Origin of the sequence: Hyphococcus flavus, from assembly GCF_028748065.1 — a bacterium.
Classification (GTDB): Bacteria; Pseudomonadota; Alphaproteobacteria; order Caulobacterales; family Parvularculaceae; genus Hyphococcus; species Hyphococcus flavus.
On record NZ_CP118166.1, the window covers coordinates 1,040,976 to 1,056,532 of the forward strand.

A 15,557-nucleotide genomic window follows, 5' to 3' on the forward strand; every position below is an offset into this window, starting at 1 on the left:
CCGGACGCGATTAGGCGTCAAGCGCAAGGCGCCGCCGCAGCTTCAACATGGCGCTTTCATCATCGTTTTCACACCAACGTCGCGCCGCTTCGGGATCAGTAAAGGTTTTTGCAGACCAGCTAGTTTTGCTGATCAAGGCGATGTAAAGTTCAAGCGCTTTATCAAACCTATCATCCGGAACAATGAACCCGATGCGGACCCAGGGCACGGAATAGCTCGCGGCGCCGTCAATCGCGGCGCTTAACTCCTGATCAGATTCCGGAAAATCAAGCTGCGTGACGTCCCTGAGGTCTATGAGTTGATACCGGGCATAGTCCGAGCGTGGGTCGCTGTAGAACGCCTGATCAGCGCTCCGCGCTTCATCAGCCGTGACGTGGCCGAAATATCGCCATTCTATTCCGTGATCGGCCCATTGAGTTTCATGCGGCATGTCACGCCTCGCATAGCAATTCGTTTATGACGCCAGCGCGAAGTCATCCTTTGGTCCCAAATACCCTTGAGCGGGCTTTGGCGCCCCAAACAGATTGCCCTGACCATAATCGATACCTAGCGCCAGAATGCCGGGCAATTGCGATTCAAGCTCAACCTTTTCGACAATCAGATCGATATTGTTGTCATGCAGGTTTTGCTTGAATGACTGGATTCGCCCCTCACCCACTGAACCCTTGGCGCTTTCAGCAAGCAACATCGCGCTTGACGCTTTGACATAGCGGAAGCCTCGCTCCCCGAGCGCTCGCCAATTAAGGTCAAATCGCCTGATATGATCTACGGAAAACGAGAACCCGCGATCCGCCACAGCTCGCATGTTGGATTTGACGCGCTCATGCATCATTTCAACTGCAGGATAGGTGAATTCAAAGATTATCTGATGTGCAAAGTCTTCATTTGCATCAAGGTAATCCGTAAACCGAACGAAAAAGTCCTGGTCGAAAATCGTTGCTGGCGAGATGTTGCAGAAAATTCTGTATTGCGCGCCCGCAGCGCCGAGCTGGCGAAGCGCCTGAACCGCACGCAATAAAATCATATTGTCGATCAGCCCGATCCGGTTCGCCCGCTCGGCGGCGTCCAGATAATCATTCGGCTGCAAAAACCGGCCGTCCTCCTGGCGCAACCGTGAGAACGCCTCAAAATAGCGTAACTTACGCTGCGGCAAGCTGACGATTGGCTGCAGATATAGATCGACTCTATCATTTTCAATGGCGCTTTGGACAGCGCGCAATGCATCAGCGTCTTCCGGCTGCCCTTTGTTTACAGAATCAAACTTCAGTTTTGGCGCCGATTTGTCTTTAGGATTGAATTTTCGAACCAAACTGCTCAGCAACTCTATTTCCTGCTGCGCCTTGCTGAGCGCAAAACTCGCACGAGCATGTAATATCAAGGAACAAACAAGCCCGCATGCGAGCCAGATTTCAAAATCCGGCTTAAATCCTGACCGTACAGTTGCAATGATCAAGAACGCAGCAGCGATGCCAGCAGCGAACAATACCATTGCGCCGTAACGCGAACTTTTCTGCCGAAAATTCATTCTCGCAAAATCCAGACATCTCAGAGGCGGACATGCGCCCCGTTCCATAAAAACTTTTACGAAAATTGTCTTTAAAAGCGATTAAAGCAGCTCGGTTGGGGTGCATGCAGAGCAAATGCGAGCAACAAAAACGCCCGCCCGGCATTACCGGGCGGGCGTGTAACAATCGATTAATCCTTAACTGAAGATTATCAGTTGAACGCGCTGTCAATCGGGTCAATCACGATTTCAACACGGCGGTTCGCTGAACGGCCTGATTCAGTGCTGTTGTCACCGATGGGACGCGTCTCTCCGAAACCAACGGAGCGCAACCGGGCTGGCGATACGCTCTGCCCGGCAAGATAGCTGGACACTGACTGCGCACGCCGTTCGGAGAGCCGCTGGTTGTAATCTTCTGGCCCCGTTGAGTCCGCGTGACCATAAACGCTGATGGTGGTTTTATCATACTCTTCGAACACGAGAGCGACGGAGTTCAGCGTTTCATAGAAACCTGGGTTTATGTCCGACTGGTTTACCGCAAAAGTAATGTCAGACGGCATCAGCAAAATCAGGTTATCGCCGTCGCGCTGCACCTGAACGCCGCTGTTTACGAGGCGTTCACGCAACTTAGCCTGCTGGCGATCCTGATAGACACCGATGCCAACGCCAATGGCCGCGCCCGCAGCAGCCCCGATGGCCGCGCCCTTGCCGGGCCTGCCAGCGATGGCGCCGGCGATGGCTCCAGCAGCGGCGCCCGCAGCAGCGCCGCCGGCGCCAGAGGTCACGGTTCGGCTCGCCCGTCGCTCGCCAGTATAAGGGTTCGTTGAACAGCCAACGGCAAAGACCGCGACTGTCGCCAAAATGAGTGCTTTGCGCATGGGTTCACTTCCTTTCACGCGTTGCATGGCCATTTGAATTTCAATTCCGCTATTGTCCGGCGTTTAGCCGCCCCTTTGGCCACATGGGTCAGCGCCGCCACTATGGCGTTATTGCGGTTCGGCTCGAATTAAAAACACGTAATTGCGGCGAAAGTTGCGCCAGAACCCGATCTCACGATTTGTTTCCGGATTAGATGCTCTTGGGCTCAAGCACCCACAAAAATCACCCGCCCCCTTGACCCAACCCCGGCCCGATCCTAAATCGCCGCTAGCACTCACTTAATATGAGTGCTAGCGGCTGCGCCCGCTTATGCGCAATATGTTTAACCGGTTGTTTTTACTAGAAAAACTCAGCCAAGGGAGACCAAATCTATGGCTTTCAGGCCTCTCCATGACCGCGTGTTGGTCCGTCGTATCGAAGAAGACGAAAAAACCGCTGGCGGCATCATCATCCCCGATACCGCGAAGGAAAAGCCCCAGCAGGGCGAAGTTGTAGCGTGCGGCTCAGGCGCGCGCGGCGACGACAATGAAATCGTGCCGCTAGACGTCAAGTCTGGCGACAAAATCCTGTTCGGCAAGTGGTCGGGCTCGGAAGTGAAAATCGACGGTGAGGATCTCTTGATCATGAAAGAGTCCGACATCCTCGGGATCATCGACTAACCCCAACAAGTTTTGAATATTTAAGGAGAAGCATCAATGGCTGCTAAGGAAGTCAAGTTTGACGTAGAAGCGCGCGATAAAATGCTGCGCGGCGTCGACATCCTCGCCAATGCGGTGAAGGTCACGCTCGGACCAAAAGGCCGCAACGTGGTTATCGAAAAGTCGTTCGGCGCGCCGCGCACGACGAAAGACGGCGTCACCGTCGCGAAGGAAATCGAGCTTGAAGACAAGTTCGAAAACATGGGCGCACAGATGGTGCGGGAAGTTGCGTCGAAGACCAATGACGAAGCCGGCGACGGCACGACGACCGCCACCGTTCTCGCTCAGGCAATCGTCAAAGAAGGCGCGAAGGCTGTTGCAGCCGGCATGAACCCGATGGACCTGAAGCGCGGCGTTGATCTCGCTGTTGCTAAAGTCGTTGAAGACATCAAGGCGCGCGCGACGAAGATCGCATCGTCCGATGAAATTGCCCAGGTCGGTACGATTTCTTCGAACGGCGAAAAAGAAATTGGCGACATGATTGCGAAAGCAATGGACAAAGTCGGCAATGAAGGCGTCATCACGGTTGAAGAAGCCAAGTCGCTCGAAACCGAACTGGAAGTCGTTGAAGGCATGCAGTTCGACCGCGGCTACCTTTCGCCTTACTTCATCACCAATGCTGACAAGATGATTGCGGAACTCGAAGATCCGTACATTCTTTTGCACGAGAAAAAACTCTCGAACCTGCAGTCCATGCTGCCGCTTCTTGAGTCTGTTGTTCAGTCTTCCCGTCCGCTGTTGATCATCGCGGAAGATGTTGAAGGCGAAGCGCTGGCGACCCTCGTTGTCAACAAACTGCGCGGCGGCCTCAAAATCGCAGCCGTCAAAGCGCCAGGCTTTGGCGATCGCCGTAAAGCAATGCTCGAAGACATCGCCGTACTTACGGGCGGTCAGGTTATTTCCGAAGACCTTGGCATCAAGCTTGAGAACGTCACACTCGACATGCTTGGCACGGCGAAAAAAGTGTCGATCAACAAAGACGACACGACAATCGTCGACGGTGCCGGCGAAAAAGCCGACATCGAAGCGCGCACCGGCCAGATCCGCCGTCAGATCGAGGAAACGACGTCTGACTACGACCGCGAAAAACTGCAGGAACGCCTGGCGAAACTCGCCGGCGGCGTAGCAGTTCTGAAAGTCGGCGGCGCAACGGAAGTCGAAGTGAAAGAGCGTAAAGACCGCGTCGATGACGCGCTAAACGCAACACGCGCAGCTGTCGAAGAAGGCATCGTTCCAGGCGGCGGCACAGCGTTGCTTTACGCATCGAAAGCCCTTGCTGATGTTAAAGGCGTCAACGCTGATCAGGATGCTGGCGTCAATATCGTGCGCAAAGCACTCGAAGCGCCGATCCGGCAGATCGTCAAAAATGCTGGCGGCGAAGGTTCTATCGTTGTCGGCAAACTGTTGGAGCAGGACAACTTCAAGTTCGGCTTCAATGCGCAGACGGATGAATATGGCGATCTGATCGCCACCGGCATTGTCGACCCTGCGAAAGTTGTTCGTACGGCCCTTCAGGATGCGGCCTCCGTCGCCGGCCTCCTCATTACGACGGAGGCGATGGTCGCAGAAGCACCAAAAAAAGAAGGCGCCGCGGGCGGCGGCATGCCTGACATGGGCGGAATGGGCGGCATGGGCGGCATGATGTAGTCGCTCGCCTAAGAAGCTTTAGTTGCGTACCCAAAGGGCGGCTCTTCGGAGCCGCCCTTTTTGTTTTAATGCGCAGTTATACACGCTAAGCGGGAATTTCCTCGCTTTGATTGCATGCGGCGAAAGCTTTGATAAGGTTCCAACGGGGGCAAAAAATCGGCGGGGGCTGGTAATGACGGTATTCTTTCGCGCGGCGACAGCCGCATTCTTTGCTGTTTCAGCAATAACAAATTTCGCATCGGCGCAAGAAGTCACCGACGCTTCTGCGACAGTGACAAGCGCAACTGCTCCAGACACAACAGAGCCAATAAATTACTTTGCGCGCGATACGCTCCGCATTCGGACAGTCGCCTGCCCCTTTAAAGGCGAAGTCCAGTACAAGGACGGCGAGATTTCTTGCTACCAGCTTGAAGTGCCGGAAAACCGCGAGAAACCAGACTCGCGCATGATCGAGTTGCAATTCATCAAGCTGGCGGCGCGAAAACCGGAAAAATGGGATAATGAAGAGGACGGAGACTGGTTCAAACGCGCCGATCCGATCATTTATTTCACCGGCGGCCCAGGCGCAAAAGCCTTAGGTTATGTAAAGCGTTTTCAAAATCATGGCGCGCGTGACGTTCGCGACCTATACATCCTTGAGCAACGCGGCATCGGATGGTCTTCAGATTTTTGCCTCGATTATCCACTCTTTGATCCATCACATGCCAATACGCCAGAATGGAATGAATACCAGCTCGCAGGCGTGAAAAGCATGGAAGCATGCTTTGCCAAGGCAAGCGCGGCCGGCGTCGACTTATCAGGCTACAACACGATCGAAAACGCGCGTGACGCCCGCGCGCTTCGCATGGCGCTCGGCTATGACGAGTGGAATGTCTGGGGCATTTCCTATGGCTCAATTCTGGGGCAGGCGTATCTGAAAGAAGACCCTGAAGGCATTCGCGCCGCCGTCATCGACGCTATTGTTCCCTTACGGCAGGACGCAACATTTCATAACATTGCGCGCTACTATGATCGCGACCTGACAATGTTACAGGAAATATGCGAAGCAGATGATGAATGCGCGCGCAATTTTCCGAACTTCAAAGAGCGCCTTAAAGGCGCCATTGAAAAAGTCGCCGATAGCCCAATCATCATTGATGATGCGATCGACGCCGAACTTTTTCCTACTGGCAAGGGGTATTTCTTCCACGATATAATCGGCGCTTTACCGTTCATTCTGTTTTACGAACAGGACAACTATCCCTCCCTACCTGCGATGATTGATGCGCTCGCAAGAATGGTAGAGGAGGAAGATTATGGCCGGCTGCGCATTCTTACCGCTGGCGGACCGGGCGGTGGCGTCGGATTTGATATTAGTCAGGGGATGTATGACGCCATAAGTTGTAACGACGGCTGGCATCCGCAGATGAAAGCCGCCTTTCAGGAAGACATTGCGGACTATCCCGCACTCGGCAAGATTTTCGGTTCTCTGGATGTGGTCGACAAGATGGCCAGCGTTTGTGAAAAATACGGCGCTAATGCGCGTCCAGCGACTGATTACTTACCGGTAGAAACAGATATCCGAACCCTGATCGTTGAGGGGGCTATGGACCCGATTACGCCGCCGCCACTCGCGCAGGACATTCTTTCAGGCTTCAGCAATGGCACATATGTAGAGTTCGCCTATGCAGGACATGGTCCGACACGCTCGGTTGAATGCGCGGGCGATTTCCTGACCAAGTTCTACGACAACCCTGACAGTGAGCTTGACACCTCATGCCCGGAGGGCATGGAAGCGCCGGAATTTAATGGACCGTTGTTTACAACAGATGGCTTGATCAAGCTTGCGACGGTCATGTCCGAGGAACCGAAAAAAATTGTTGTTCCGGCCCTATGGGCCGGGCTGCCGGCGTTTGTGCTGATCTTCGGCGCTATCGTTTATACGCTTGCGCCAGTTGCAAGGCTCATCAATGGGGCCGGCGCAATGACTACGGGTGGCGCGCGCGTTATCGCATGGGTGACCGCGCTGGCAGGGGCAGCAGCTATTGGCGGTATCGCCGCTGGTGGCGCCGTGACCGCCGACGCTAACGGCCTCCTCCTGCTCTTCGGTCTTCCCGGATGGACGAAAGGGTTCGCCATGGCGGGCCTCGCCGCCGGGCCTTTGGGTCTGCTCCTGTTACTGCTCACCATGAAGGCGCGAATGCGCATGCCTCTTCCCATAGGCGTTTTCTTGGGCCTGCTGCTAACGGGGCTTTCAGGCATTGCGCTGGCGAGCTGGCTTAGCGTTTGGGGTTTCATGCCGTTCTAACTCATTCTCAACTCAGAATCAGAGAAAAGGCGGCTTTTGATAGTCGCCTTTTTTCTTGCGCTCACCATGGCGCCTAGGGCAGAAGGCCGTTAAGGACGCACTTCAATGTTCACAGATATACTTCCTGTCTTTGTCACAGCCTTCGTCACGCTTTTCATCGTGATCGACCCAATTCTGGTGACGCCGATTTTTGCGTCCTTAACAAAAAACGATCTGCCAAGAGAGCGCTTACGCATTGCGTTCATGGCGGCGATTTATTCGATCGGTATTCTGTTGTTTTTCGGCTTTGCCGGAAATGCGCTGTTGCATCATCTTGGCGTCAGCCTCGCCGCGTTCCGCGCCGCCATGGGCATAATTTTGTTCATTATGGGTTTCCGGATGTTTTTTGACCCTGACAGCGAAACCCAGGCCAAAACACCGGGACCGAAAGCCTCCGCTCGCGACAATATCGCCTTTTTCCCGCTCGCCATTCCCATGCTTGCCGGGCCTGGGGCGATTGCAACCATCATGCTTGTTATGGGGCCGGACACGGCAATGGTTGAAAAAAGCGCCGCCATGATCGCTGTTGTCATTGTGCTCGCCATCGCAGTCCTGATGATGGCGTTCGCCAGCCGGATTGGCGACGTGCTCGGCCGTACGGGCATGAACGCCATAACCCGCATTTTAGGAATGCTGCTGATGGCGCTTTCAACTCAGTATGTATTTGATGGAATACGCGTCGGCATCCTCGAAACCGGCGTCGGCGTATAAATTTTAATCGTTGAGAACAGCGCGCGTTTCGGAGAACCCGTTGTCGCCAGGGCTCGCGCCGTAACGCAGCGTACCGCCGCGCAAGCTGGCGCCGGAACCATCGCCCGCGCAGACGAAACGTGAAACGCGGGGCGCGCCGCCACGGCGGCAAGCAGCCTCAAGCGCGCCAAGGGCGCCATCGCAAGATTCAGCGATACTGGCGCCGTCAGGCCAGTTGGCCGCCGATCGCCAATCGATAACAACGTCGAAATTCATACCGCATACGGAACGGGTGAAAGACGCTTCACGCTCCAGCGCACGCTCTTCTGTTTCCTGCGCACGAGCTTCTTTCAGCGATTGAGAATTTGCAGACAAAGGCGTGCAGAACATCACCAGCCCGGCGGCTGCCGCGCCGAGAAAGCGGTTCTTTGGTGTTATCCTCAAGCGCTCGTTCATGATCCTTATATGATGCCCGGCGTTTACGGCCCTTTTAAGACCTGACGTCGTGACCCTACGATAGAAGCGTGTTCGAGACGTTTACAGCGATTCCTCCAGGAATTGCGCGACCTTAGCGGATGACGGCCGTCCCTCTATGTCCAGATTCGGCACGTAGCGAATTTCCAGAACTGACCCCCCAAGGGATATTTCGGCGTCTGTTGAAGGGAGAAAAATAACCCGTTTGATCCTAGAGGAAATGGCGGCGGCGCCCGTTTCATCCTGCGCGACGCTGGCGATTCCCTTTGCTGATGTCACGATGGCGTCAGCAAGCACGGCGGCGTTTGCCCCACCCGATGCATTCGCCGCGCTGATGTCAAAGAAAACGGGTGACCCTGTTAAAGCGCTGATTTGCGCGGCGGCGCCCTGGGCGCGTCTCGAAGCGGTTTCCATATCTGTAAACCCGAGGCGCAAAGACCGGTCATCACCGAATGATTTCGACGCAGCAATGCCGCGTGTCTCACCAGGCCAGTACACAGTAGCGCCGCCATAGGCGGCAATCCGGATCAGCGTGTGATCGCGGGCGTCCTTATAGATAACATCTCCACGCGGTCCGCGCGTCGCTGACAAGGCGTGAATTTCAGGTGACGGCCCAGCCATGTCGATCACACAATCAATACGCTGATCATTTTCTCCGCACAGAAACTGAACCCGAGCGCCCGAGGCAAGCTCTTCAAACAGGAACATACGGTCATCGCTTGTGAGGACATAGCGCTCAACATCGCTGCGATCCCCACGCCGCTGCGATCGCTCGCGGCTTTTACCGACAAGCGCAGAGAAAGGATTGTCTTGCTGAAACAGAATACCTGCCGCAGGGAGCCCTTGGGCCGACGCCATAGGCGAAACGATGATGCTCAACGCAAACAATCCGCTAAAAAGAGCCGTAATCCGCACGCCCGGTTATCTCCTAACCAGCTTCACAACAAGGAGATTCTAGCTGGACAATTTGGTGAAAAAAGGGCTTTGCCGCGAAAATTCGCACGGCAAAGCCCAAAAAGCACCCTAATTACAAGGCTTAAGAAGCCAGATACTGACCGCCATTGGCGGACAGAACGGCGCCCGTAATGAAGCCGGCATTTTCATCCGCCAGGAAAGCGACGCAATCGCCGATTTCTTCAGCGCTGCCGAGCCGGCCTACAGGGATTTGAGCGGTAATTTTCTTCAAGACATCATCGTTCATCGCCGAGACCATCTCGGTGGCGATGTAACCTGGCGCCACAGCATTAACGGTAACGCCTTTAAACGCGCCTTCCTGAGCAAGGGCGCGCGTGAAACCGATCATGCCCGCTTTGGCCGCAGAATAATTGGTTTGTCCCATTTGCCCTTTTTGGCCATTGATCGAGGAGATGTTCACAATGCGGCCAAAACTACGCTCGCGCATGCCAGGGAAAACCTGATGTGACATGTTAAATACGCTGTCGAGATCGGCGCGCATGACTTCCGCCCATTGCTGCGGCGTCATCTTATGAAACATCCCGTCGCGGGTTATACCGGCGTTATTGACAAGAATGTCCGTTGGACCGTGAGCGCTTTCTATTTCAGCAACGCCCGCTTTGCAGGCCTCGTAATCACCAACATCCCATTTAAAAACATTGACCCCGGTCTCGTCTTTAAATTTGGCTGCCGCTTCATCGTTCCCTGCATAGGTGGCGGCGACTTTGCAGCCCTTGTTTTTTAACGCCAGCGAAATCGCCCGGCCAATGCCGCGCGTTCCGCCGGTAACGATAGCCGTTCTGCTCATCACGGTTCTCCCTAAAAGCGCCGGTCTCTTTGCCGGCTGATTACACCGTACCCAAACTATACGCTACTGAACTCAACCGCCGGCTATCGCTCGACGCACAAAGCGATACCCATGCCGCCGCCGATACACAAAGTGGCGAGGCCTTTTGACTTGCCTGAACGCTGAAGTTCGTAAAGCAGCGTTGTCAAAATCCGCGCCCCGGAAGCGCCGATCGGATGCCCGATGGCTATGGCGCCGCCATTAACGTTGACCTTGCCCGCATCCCAGCCAAGCTCCTTGCCGACAGCGAGAGCCTGCGCCGCGAACGCCTCGTTAGCTTCGATCAGATCAAGATCGTCAAGCGACCAGCCGGCTTTCTCAAGGGCCAGACGTGACGCGGGCGCGGGGCCTATGCCCATAATTGACGGATCAACGCCGCAATGCGCCCAGGAGGCGATCCGCGCCAACGGCTCAATCCCGCGCTTGCCAGCCTCGTCTTCGGACATGACAACGAGCGCCGCCGCGCCATCATTGATACCGGACGCATTGGCCGCTGTGACAGAACCGCCGTCCCGCTTGAACGCAGGTCTGAGACCGGAAACACCGTCTATGGTAGCGCCTTCCCGGATGTATTCATCGTGGTCGAATACAATTTCGCCTTTGCGCGTTTTGATCGTAACCGGAACGATTTCATCTTTAAACTTGCCGTCTTTTTTCGCTGCTTCCGCCTTGTTCTGACTGGCGACGGCGAATGCATCCTGTTCTTCGCGCGTGACCTGGTACTTTTCAGCCAGATTTTCAGCCGTTTGGCCCATGTGATAATCGTTGAACGCGTCCCAAAGGCCGTCAGTAATCATTGAGTCCGTAAAATTCTTAGGGCCCATTTTCACGCCATCGCGCAAATGCGCCACATGCGGCGCAAGCGACATGTTTTCATGTCCGCCTGCAACGACAATCGACGCATCGCCCAGACGCACCGTCTGCGCCGCCATGGCGACAGCGCGAAGCCCCGACCCGCAAACCTGATTGATAGTGATCGCCGGCGTCTCCTTGGCGATCCCGGCGCCGATAGCAGCCTGACGAGCCGTATTTTGCCCCTGCCCGGCCTGAAGGACGTGCCCCATGATGGTTTCCTGGACGTCATCACCAGAGATCCCGGCGCGCTCCAGAGACGCCGTGAGGACGGTCTCCCCTAGTTTTGCGGCTGGCACGCTCGCCAATCCGCCGCCGAAAGAACCAACGCCTGTGCGCGCTGCCGAAACAATAACCGCCCCACTCATAGAGCCTCCTGATCATGGTTAAGCGTTTCTGAGCCGCTAAAAACTGATTGTCCGAGCTCAAAAACGCGAAGAATTAGCAATCTCAATGGGTTACAAGCCATAAAACTTGGTGCAACCGCGTATGAAAATCTTCATTTCATGCTATAGCAGGTTTAGCAAGTGCACAAAAAGAGTGCGGCGCACCAAATCGGCGCGCACGAAGATGCACGGGAGGGTTTAACATCATGGCTGAAAAATCCAAAGGCCGCTCAAAGGCGCATGGCGACGCAATCGTCATCAAAAAATACGCAAACCGCCGTCTCTACAACACGGCCAGTTCATCTTATGTAACGCTCGATTTTCTGGCTGAGATGGTCAAGGAAGGCGAAGATTTTGTCGTTTATGACGCCAAGTCAGGGGATGACATCACCCGCTCGGTGCTGACGCAAATTATCTTCGAGGAGGAGAGCAAGGGGCAGAATCTGCTTCCTATCCAGTTCTTACGCCAGCTGATTAAATTCTACGGCGACAGCCTGCAGACTTTTGTTCCCTCATATCTCGAAATGAGCATGGACGCTTTTTCCAAAAATCAGGAAGAAATGCGTTCGCGCATGCGGGACGCGTTTGGCGGCGCGCCGGGATACAACATGTTCGAAGAAAGCGTTCGCAAGAATATGGAACTATACGAACAGGCAATGAAAATGTTTTCGCCGATGGGCGCTAACTTCACGCCACCCACAACACCAGGCGGGAGCCAGCACGACGAAAGCAGCAGCGATGATGATATCAACGCTTTGAAAAATCAGGTCGCAGCACTGCAGAAAAAGCTCGATCGCTTAGAGGGCGATGGCGACTAGAGCGAGTTATATACGCTCTAGTCTTTGCGGCGGATCGTTCGGCGCGCCTTCAGGCAGCCAGCCCGGGTTGGTTTCCGGCTTGCCAAGCAAGTAACCTTGCAGAAAGTCGACCCCAAGACCTTTCAGCAACATGGCGTCGGCTTCGTTATCCACCCATTCCGCTACGGTTTTCATGCCGAAATTTCGGGCAAGGTCTAAAAGCGTGCGCACAAAAAGCTGGTTTTCTCGTGACGATGAGACACCCGTCACGAACGAGCCGTCAATTTTCAGAATATCAATATCCATCGCCTTGAGATTTCTGAAAGACGTATAGCCGGCGCCAAAGTCATCGATGCCGAATGAGCAGCCAAGGCGTTTGATTTCGGAAACAAACTCTATGGACGCATCAATCGCGTCAATGACCTGAGTTTCAGTCAATTCCACCGTGATACGCTTCGCCAGTTCCTGATTGGCGCGCAATAATGCGATATATCCTTCCGCCCAGACGAAATCCTTTACCGTCTCCATGGAGATATTCACATTGAGATGGATATCCGGACAAATCGCCAGCGTGTTTGTCGCGAGCTCAAGAACTCTCCGATCCAGCAAATGCACCAGCCCAAGGCGCTCAGCAGCCGGAATAAATTCCGGGGCTGGAATATTTTGCCCGTCCTCCCCACTCATGCGAATGAGGCACTCGAACTTCTTTGGCGTTTCATCAAGATCACTGACTATAGGCTGAAACGCTAAACGTATACGGCGCTCGTTTAATGCTGTCAGGATGACATCCGACATGTGCGAATTTCTGCGTCGCATGCTGACAACATCAGTTTTGTCAGTAAAGGTTGACCAGCTCGACTTGCCGATGCGCTTTGCTGCGTCGAGCGCTGCTTCTGCTCGCGTCATAGCGGCGTTTGAGTTATCCGCTTGCTCCGGCAGTTCAACTGCGCCAAGGCAGATTGACGCCGCCACTGCACCGCCTTTCGTTTCGATAACACTTTCACGCACAACATTGAGAAGACGAACACAGGTCTGACGAAGCTGCTCCTTGTCGCAGTCAGCAATAACAATGCCGAATTTAGTGCCAGCCACACGGCCTATGTGATCATCAGGCCCGATTATGCTCTTGAGCCGGCCCGCTACCTCGACAATCAATTTGTCAGCAGCGTCAAAGCCAAAATCCGCGTTGACAGCACCGACATCATCAATACCTGCGAGAATGTAAGCGCCTGTTGCCTCACCAGCGTTAAACTTAGCGATGCATTCATCAAGGCTTTTTCGCAAATGGACGCGGTTGAGCAACCCGGTAAGCTCATCACTCACAGCAAGGTAAGACAGCTCTTCTTCCCGGCGTTTACGGTTTTCAATCGAGCGAATGACGCTGATCAGACGACGATTGCCGCCCGAGCCGATCCAGCCGCCACGCTCTTCGACCCAGTGGCCTGCTCCGTCAGCACGCTTCAGGCGATATTCACAAGCATAACTTTCGCGTCTTCCGGCAAAAGCTTCCGATCTTGCCGGATCCACGTCGCCATCTATGCTCGAAGCGAATTCTTTACCGGAACCGGCGATCTGGCTGGCGTCAACGCCAAGAATGTGCGCCGCAGCACTTTCATCGGACCATTTGAGGTCGTCTGCCGTAGGATTGAATTCGAACATGGTTTGCAACCCATGTTCGCCTGCGCCTTCTGACGGATAAGCATGTTCCTCCGCCACTTGCGAAGGATCCACCTTCCCAGTCGACCTGTCCCGTTTTTGCACATTGAGGAACGCTCTAGCGTTTTCTGCCATCAAACCCACTCTTGCCATTTACTGAAAAACTCTACACGCCAAGCCGTAAATAAAATTTGAAGCGGGACATCGAACGACCACAATCGTATGATGTTAAGATATATACCGGCGCCGAACTTGCGATTAGGCGAGTATGAAAGCAGTAATTAACCTTCCAGTAACTAAACCTGCTAACGCATCGCGCAGCGGAACGAGAAGCCTGCGGGTCCTCGGGCGGAATCTACCCGTGCAAACGCTCGGCTCATACGCGCCGCTCAAAGAACAATCTTCATATGACAGCAGTTCAGGAAACGCTGGCGCAGGCTATGCGAAAATAAAAACGCGCGCGTCTCAATATGAGCCGCACGCGTTAGATGTTTATTTTTAGGCCTTGAAGGCTGCTCAGGCTGAAAATCAACCCCCAGCAACACCGCCTACGGCCAGGTCGCGGCGCGCTGTCACCGTGGTGACGATAAATCCTGCCATGAAGTCGAGGAACGTCATCGACATAAAGAGGAAAAAGACAGAATTGCCAAAACCCTGAACGATGATGAACAACAATAGCGCAATCACAAACACGACCACAGAAAGAGCGTGGTTCATGATCGATTCAGAACCGGTCTTGGTGGAGCGCAGCAATTCGACAAAAAGAAGTCCGATACTCGCTACCAGAAACACATCCCCCCAGGTTACTTCCCAGGTATCGCCAGACACCATCGGCAATTCGATGAAGATAACATCATACCAGGGAACATCCGCCGACCCCACGGCCCCCGTCAGGGTCAAAACCGCGTAAACGATCAGGCTGATCGCCAACAACGGAAACATTTGATACATGCCCATAAAATCCTTCCTATTCCGCCGCCCCCTCAGTCAGCGGCCGCAACCTTGGCAAGCTTAACACGAGCACGCCAAGGCGCAAAAACTCATTTCCGGGGTTCCTCACTTACATTCCCTGGTGATTTTGCACGCGCGAGAAGCCAGAGAACCCCCAAAATATCACGAAACGCCACCATCAGGCGGCCCAAATTGGAATATTTCGATTTGCCGTGCGCCCTGGCGCGATGGCTGACGGGAACAAAAACCACCTCAAACCCTTCCCGGCGCATCAATGCGGGTAGATAGCGGTGCATGTGATCGAAGTAGGGCAGACGCAAGAAGGCGTCGCGGTGAAACAGCTTCAAACCGCACCCGGTATCTGTTGCACCATCGCGAAGCAGCCTGCGGCGGACGCCATTCGCGAAACGGGAGGCGAGCTTTTTCGCGCTGGAATCCTGTCGTGCGCGGCGCTCGCCAGCGACCATGGCGGCATGTGTCTGGTCGTATTTATCGAATAGCAAGGGAATGTCAGCGGGATCGTTCTGGCCATCGCCGTCAAGCATGACCACAACCGACCCCCGCGCCGCCAAAACGCCGCTCCGCAAGGCGCGACTTTGGCCGGCGTTGCGCTCGTGTCTGATAATGCGGAGCTGCGGAAATTTATCGGTCGCTTCGCTCAGCTCACGTAACGTTTCATCACTAGATGCGTCATCGACAATGATGATTTCATGGTCTGTGTTTTCCAGCGCCGCGGCAATCTCCGCCACAAGCTGCGCCGCACCGCCCGCTTCATTGTGCATTGGGGCGACCACGCTCAAAGCGGGTCTCTTCGTTGCTATAGGATGAGGCTGATCCATGAAACGAGCACATAAACGAAGCCGCCTAACAGGTCACCTGTCTTTCCGGGGTGACAA

Annotated in this window: 15 protein-coding genes; 5 read left to right on the forward strand and 10 right to left on the reverse strand. The window is 54.5% G+C overall.

Annotated features, from left to right (window positions below):
• Positions 1 to 10 precede the first annotated feature (10 nt).
• The 3 genes from PUV54_RS05035 to PUV54_RS05045 all read right to left on the reverse strand — a co-directional run bounded on the left by PUV54_RS05035 (position 11) and on the right by PUV54_RS05045 (position 2,382).
• Positions 11 to 430: a hypothetical protein gene (locus PUV54_RS05035; RefSeq protein WP_274494487.1), complete on the reverse strand. Its 420-nt coding sequence runs from the start codon at positions 428 to 430 to the stop codon at positions 11 to 13.
• A 24-nt stretch (positions 431 to 454) separates the two neighbouring features.
• Complete coding sequence (locus PUV54_RS05040) at positions 455 to 1,489, reverse strand: EAL domain-containing protein (protein WP_274494488.1); 1,035 nt, start codon at positions 1,487 to 1,489, stop codon at positions 455 to 457.
• A gap of 227 nt (positions 1,490 to 1,716) precedes the next feature.
• Positions 1,717 to 2,382, reverse strand: a complete 666-nt coding sequence (locus PUV54_RS05045) for a YiaD family glycine zipper/OmpA-like lipoprotein (protein WP_274494489.1) — start codon at positions 2,380 to 2,382, stop codon at positions 1,717 to 1,719.
• A gap of 372 nt (positions 2,383 to 2,754) precedes the next feature.
• On the opposite strand from PUV54_RS05045, the gene groES reads away from it, so the two are divergent.
• The 4 genes from groES to PUV54_RS05065 all read left to right on the forward strand — a co-directional run bounded on the left by groES (position 2,755) and on the right by PUV54_RS05065 (position 7,765).
• Positions 2,755 to 3,042: a co-chaperone GroES gene (gene groES / locus PUV54_RS05050; protein ID WP_274494490.1), complete on the forward strand. Its 288-nt coding sequence runs from the start codon at positions 2,755 to 2,757 to the stop codon at positions 3,040 to 3,042.
• A 36-nt stretch (positions 3,043 to 3,078) separates the two neighbouring features.
• Positions 3,079 to 4,728: a chaperonin GroEL gene (groL, locus tag PUV54_RS05055; RefSeq protein WP_274494491.1), complete on the forward strand. Its 1,650-nt coding sequence runs from the start codon at positions 3,079 to 3,081 to the stop codon at positions 4,726 to 4,728.
• A 172-nt stretch (positions 4,729 to 4,900) separates the two neighbouring features.
• Positions 4,901 to 7,015 carry an alpha/beta fold hydrolase gene (locus tag PUV54_RS05060; protein WP_274494492.1) on the forward strand — a complete coding sequence of 705 codons (2,115 nt, stop codon included), beginning with the start codon at positions 4,901 to 4,903 and terminating at the stop codon, positions 7,013 to 7,015.
• A 105-nt stretch (positions 7,016 to 7,120) separates the two neighbouring features.
• Positions 7,121 to 7,765: a MarC family protein gene (locus PUV54_RS05065; RefSeq protein ID WP_274494493.1), complete on the forward strand. Its 645-nt coding sequence runs from the start codon at positions 7,121 to 7,123 to the stop codon at positions 7,763 to 7,765.
• A gap of 3 nt (positions 7,766 to 7,768) precedes the next feature.
• Here the strand turns inward: PUV54_RS05065 and PUV54_RS05070 are convergent, their stop codons facing one another.
• From PUV54_RS05070 to PUV54_RS05085, 4 genes are all read right to left on the reverse strand, one after another.
• Complete coding sequence (locus tag PUV54_RS05070; protein ID WP_274494494.1) at positions 7,769 to 8,188, reverse strand: hypothetical protein; 420 nt, start codon at positions 8,186 to 8,188, stop codon at positions 7,769 to 7,771.
• A 93-nt stretch (positions 8,189 to 8,281) separates the two neighbouring features.
• Complete coding sequence (locus PUV54_RS05075; protein WP_274494495.1) at positions 8,282 to 9,133, reverse strand: DUF4908 domain-containing protein; 852 nt, start codon at positions 9,131 to 9,133, stop codon at positions 8,282 to 8,284.
• A 121-nt stretch (positions 9,134 to 9,254) separates the two neighbouring features.
• A complete protein-coding gene (phbB, locus tag PUV54_RS05080; protein WP_274494496.1) occupies positions 9,255 to 9,980 on the reverse strand; it encodes an acetoacetyl-CoA reductase in 726 nt (241 codons plus the stop codon).
• 83 nt (positions 9,981 to 10,063) lie between these two features.
• The gene (locus PUV54_RS05085; protein ID WP_274494497.1) at positions 10,064 to 11,239 is read right to left on the reverse strand and encodes an acetyl-CoA C-acetyltransferase; all 1,176 of its coding nucleotides are present in this window, start codon (positions 11,237 to 11,239) and stop codon (positions 10,064 to 10,066) included.
• Between the two features lie 224 nt (positions 11,240 to 11,463).
• Between PUV54_RS05085 and phaR the strand changes: the two genes are divergently transcribed.
• The gene (gene phaR / locus PUV54_RS05090; protein ID WP_274494498.1) at positions 11,464 to 12,075 is read left to right on the forward strand and encodes a polyhydroxyalkanoate synthesis repressor PhaR; all 612 of its coding nucleotides are present in this window, start codon (positions 11,464 to 11,466) and stop codon (positions 12,073 to 12,075) included.
• A 6-nt stretch (positions 12,076 to 12,081) separates the two neighbouring features.
• Here phaR and PUV54_RS05095 read toward each other — a convergent pair whose 3' ends face one another.
• The 3 genes from PUV54_RS05095 to PUV54_RS05105 all read right to left on the reverse strand — a co-directional run bounded on the left by PUV54_RS05095 (position 12,082) and on the right by PUV54_RS05105 (position 15,500).
• Positions 12,082 to 13,845, reverse strand: coding sequence for a bifunctional diguanylate cyclase/phosphodiesterase (locus PUV54_RS05095; protein ID WP_274494500.1), 1,764 nt, complete (start codon positions 13,843 to 13,845; stop codon positions 12,082 to 12,084).
• A gap of 393 nt (positions 13,846 to 14,238) precedes the next feature.
• Entirely contained in the window at positions 14,239 to 14,667 is a 429-nt protein-coding gene (locus PUV54_RS05100; RefSeq protein WP_274494501.1) for a hypothetical protein, read from the reverse strand.
• A gap of 83 nt (positions 14,668 to 14,750) precedes the next feature.
• Positions 14,751 to 15,500: a glycosyltransferase family 2 protein gene (locus tag PUV54_RS05105; protein WP_420797905.1), complete on the reverse strand. Its 750-nt coding sequence runs from the start codon at positions 15,498 to 15,500 to the stop codon at positions 14,751 to 14,753.
• Positions 15,501 to 15,557: the final 57 nt, after the last annotated feature.

Bases quoted from the DNA above. Each gene is read 5' to 3' on its own strand.
- PUV54_RS05035 (WP_274494487.1), bottom strand. From the start codon at position 430: ATGCCGCATGAAACTCAATGGGCCGATCACGGAATAGAATGGCGATAT.
- PUV54_RS05040 (WP_274494488.1), bottom strand. From the start codon at position 1,489: ATGGTATTGTTCGCTGCTGGCATCGCTGCTGCGTTCTTGATCATTGCA.
- PUV54_RS05045 (WP_274494489.1), bottom strand. From the start codon at position 2,382: ATGCGCAAAGCACTCATTTTGGCGACAGTCGCGGTCTTTGCCGTTGGC.
- groES (WP_274494490.1), top strand. From the start codon at position 2,755: ATGGCTTTCAGGCCTCTCCATGACCGCGTGTTGGTCCGTCGTATCGAA.
- groL (WP_274494491.1), top strand. From the start codon at position 3,079: ATGGCTGCTAAGGAAGTCAAGTTTGACGTAGAAGCGCGCGATAAAATG.
- PUV54_RS05060 (WP_274494492.1), top strand. From the start codon at position 4,901: ATGACGGTATTCTTTCGCGCGGCGACAGCCGCATTCTTTGCTGTTTCA.
- PUV54_RS05065 (WP_274494493.1), top strand. From the start codon at position 7,121: ATGTTCACAGATATACTTCCTGTCTTTGTCACAGCCTTCGTCACGCTT.
- phbB (WP_274494496.1), bottom strand. From the start codon at position 9,980: ATGAGCAGAACGGCTATCGTTACCGGCGGAACGCGCGGCATTGGCCGG.
- PUV54_RS05085 (WP_274494497.1), bottom strand. From the start codon at position 11,239: ATGAGTGGGGCGGTTATTGTTTCGGCAGCGCGCACAGGCGTTGGTTCT.
- phaR (WP_274494498.1), top strand. From the start codon at position 11,464: ATGGCTGAAAAATCCAAAGGCCGCTCAAAGGCGCATGGCGACGCAATC.
- PUV54_RS05095 (WP_274494500.1), bottom strand. From the start codon at position 13,845: ATGGCAGAAAACGCTAGAGCGTTCCTCAATGTGCAAAAACGGGACAGG.
- PUV54_RS05100 (WP_274494501.1), bottom strand. From the start codon at position 14,667: ATGGGCATGTATCAAATGTTTCCGTTGTTGGCGATCAGCCTGATCGTT.
- PUV54_RS05105 (WP_420797905.1), bottom strand. From the start codon at position 15,500: ATGGATCAGCCTCATCCTATAGCAACGAAGAGACCCGCTTTGAGCGTG.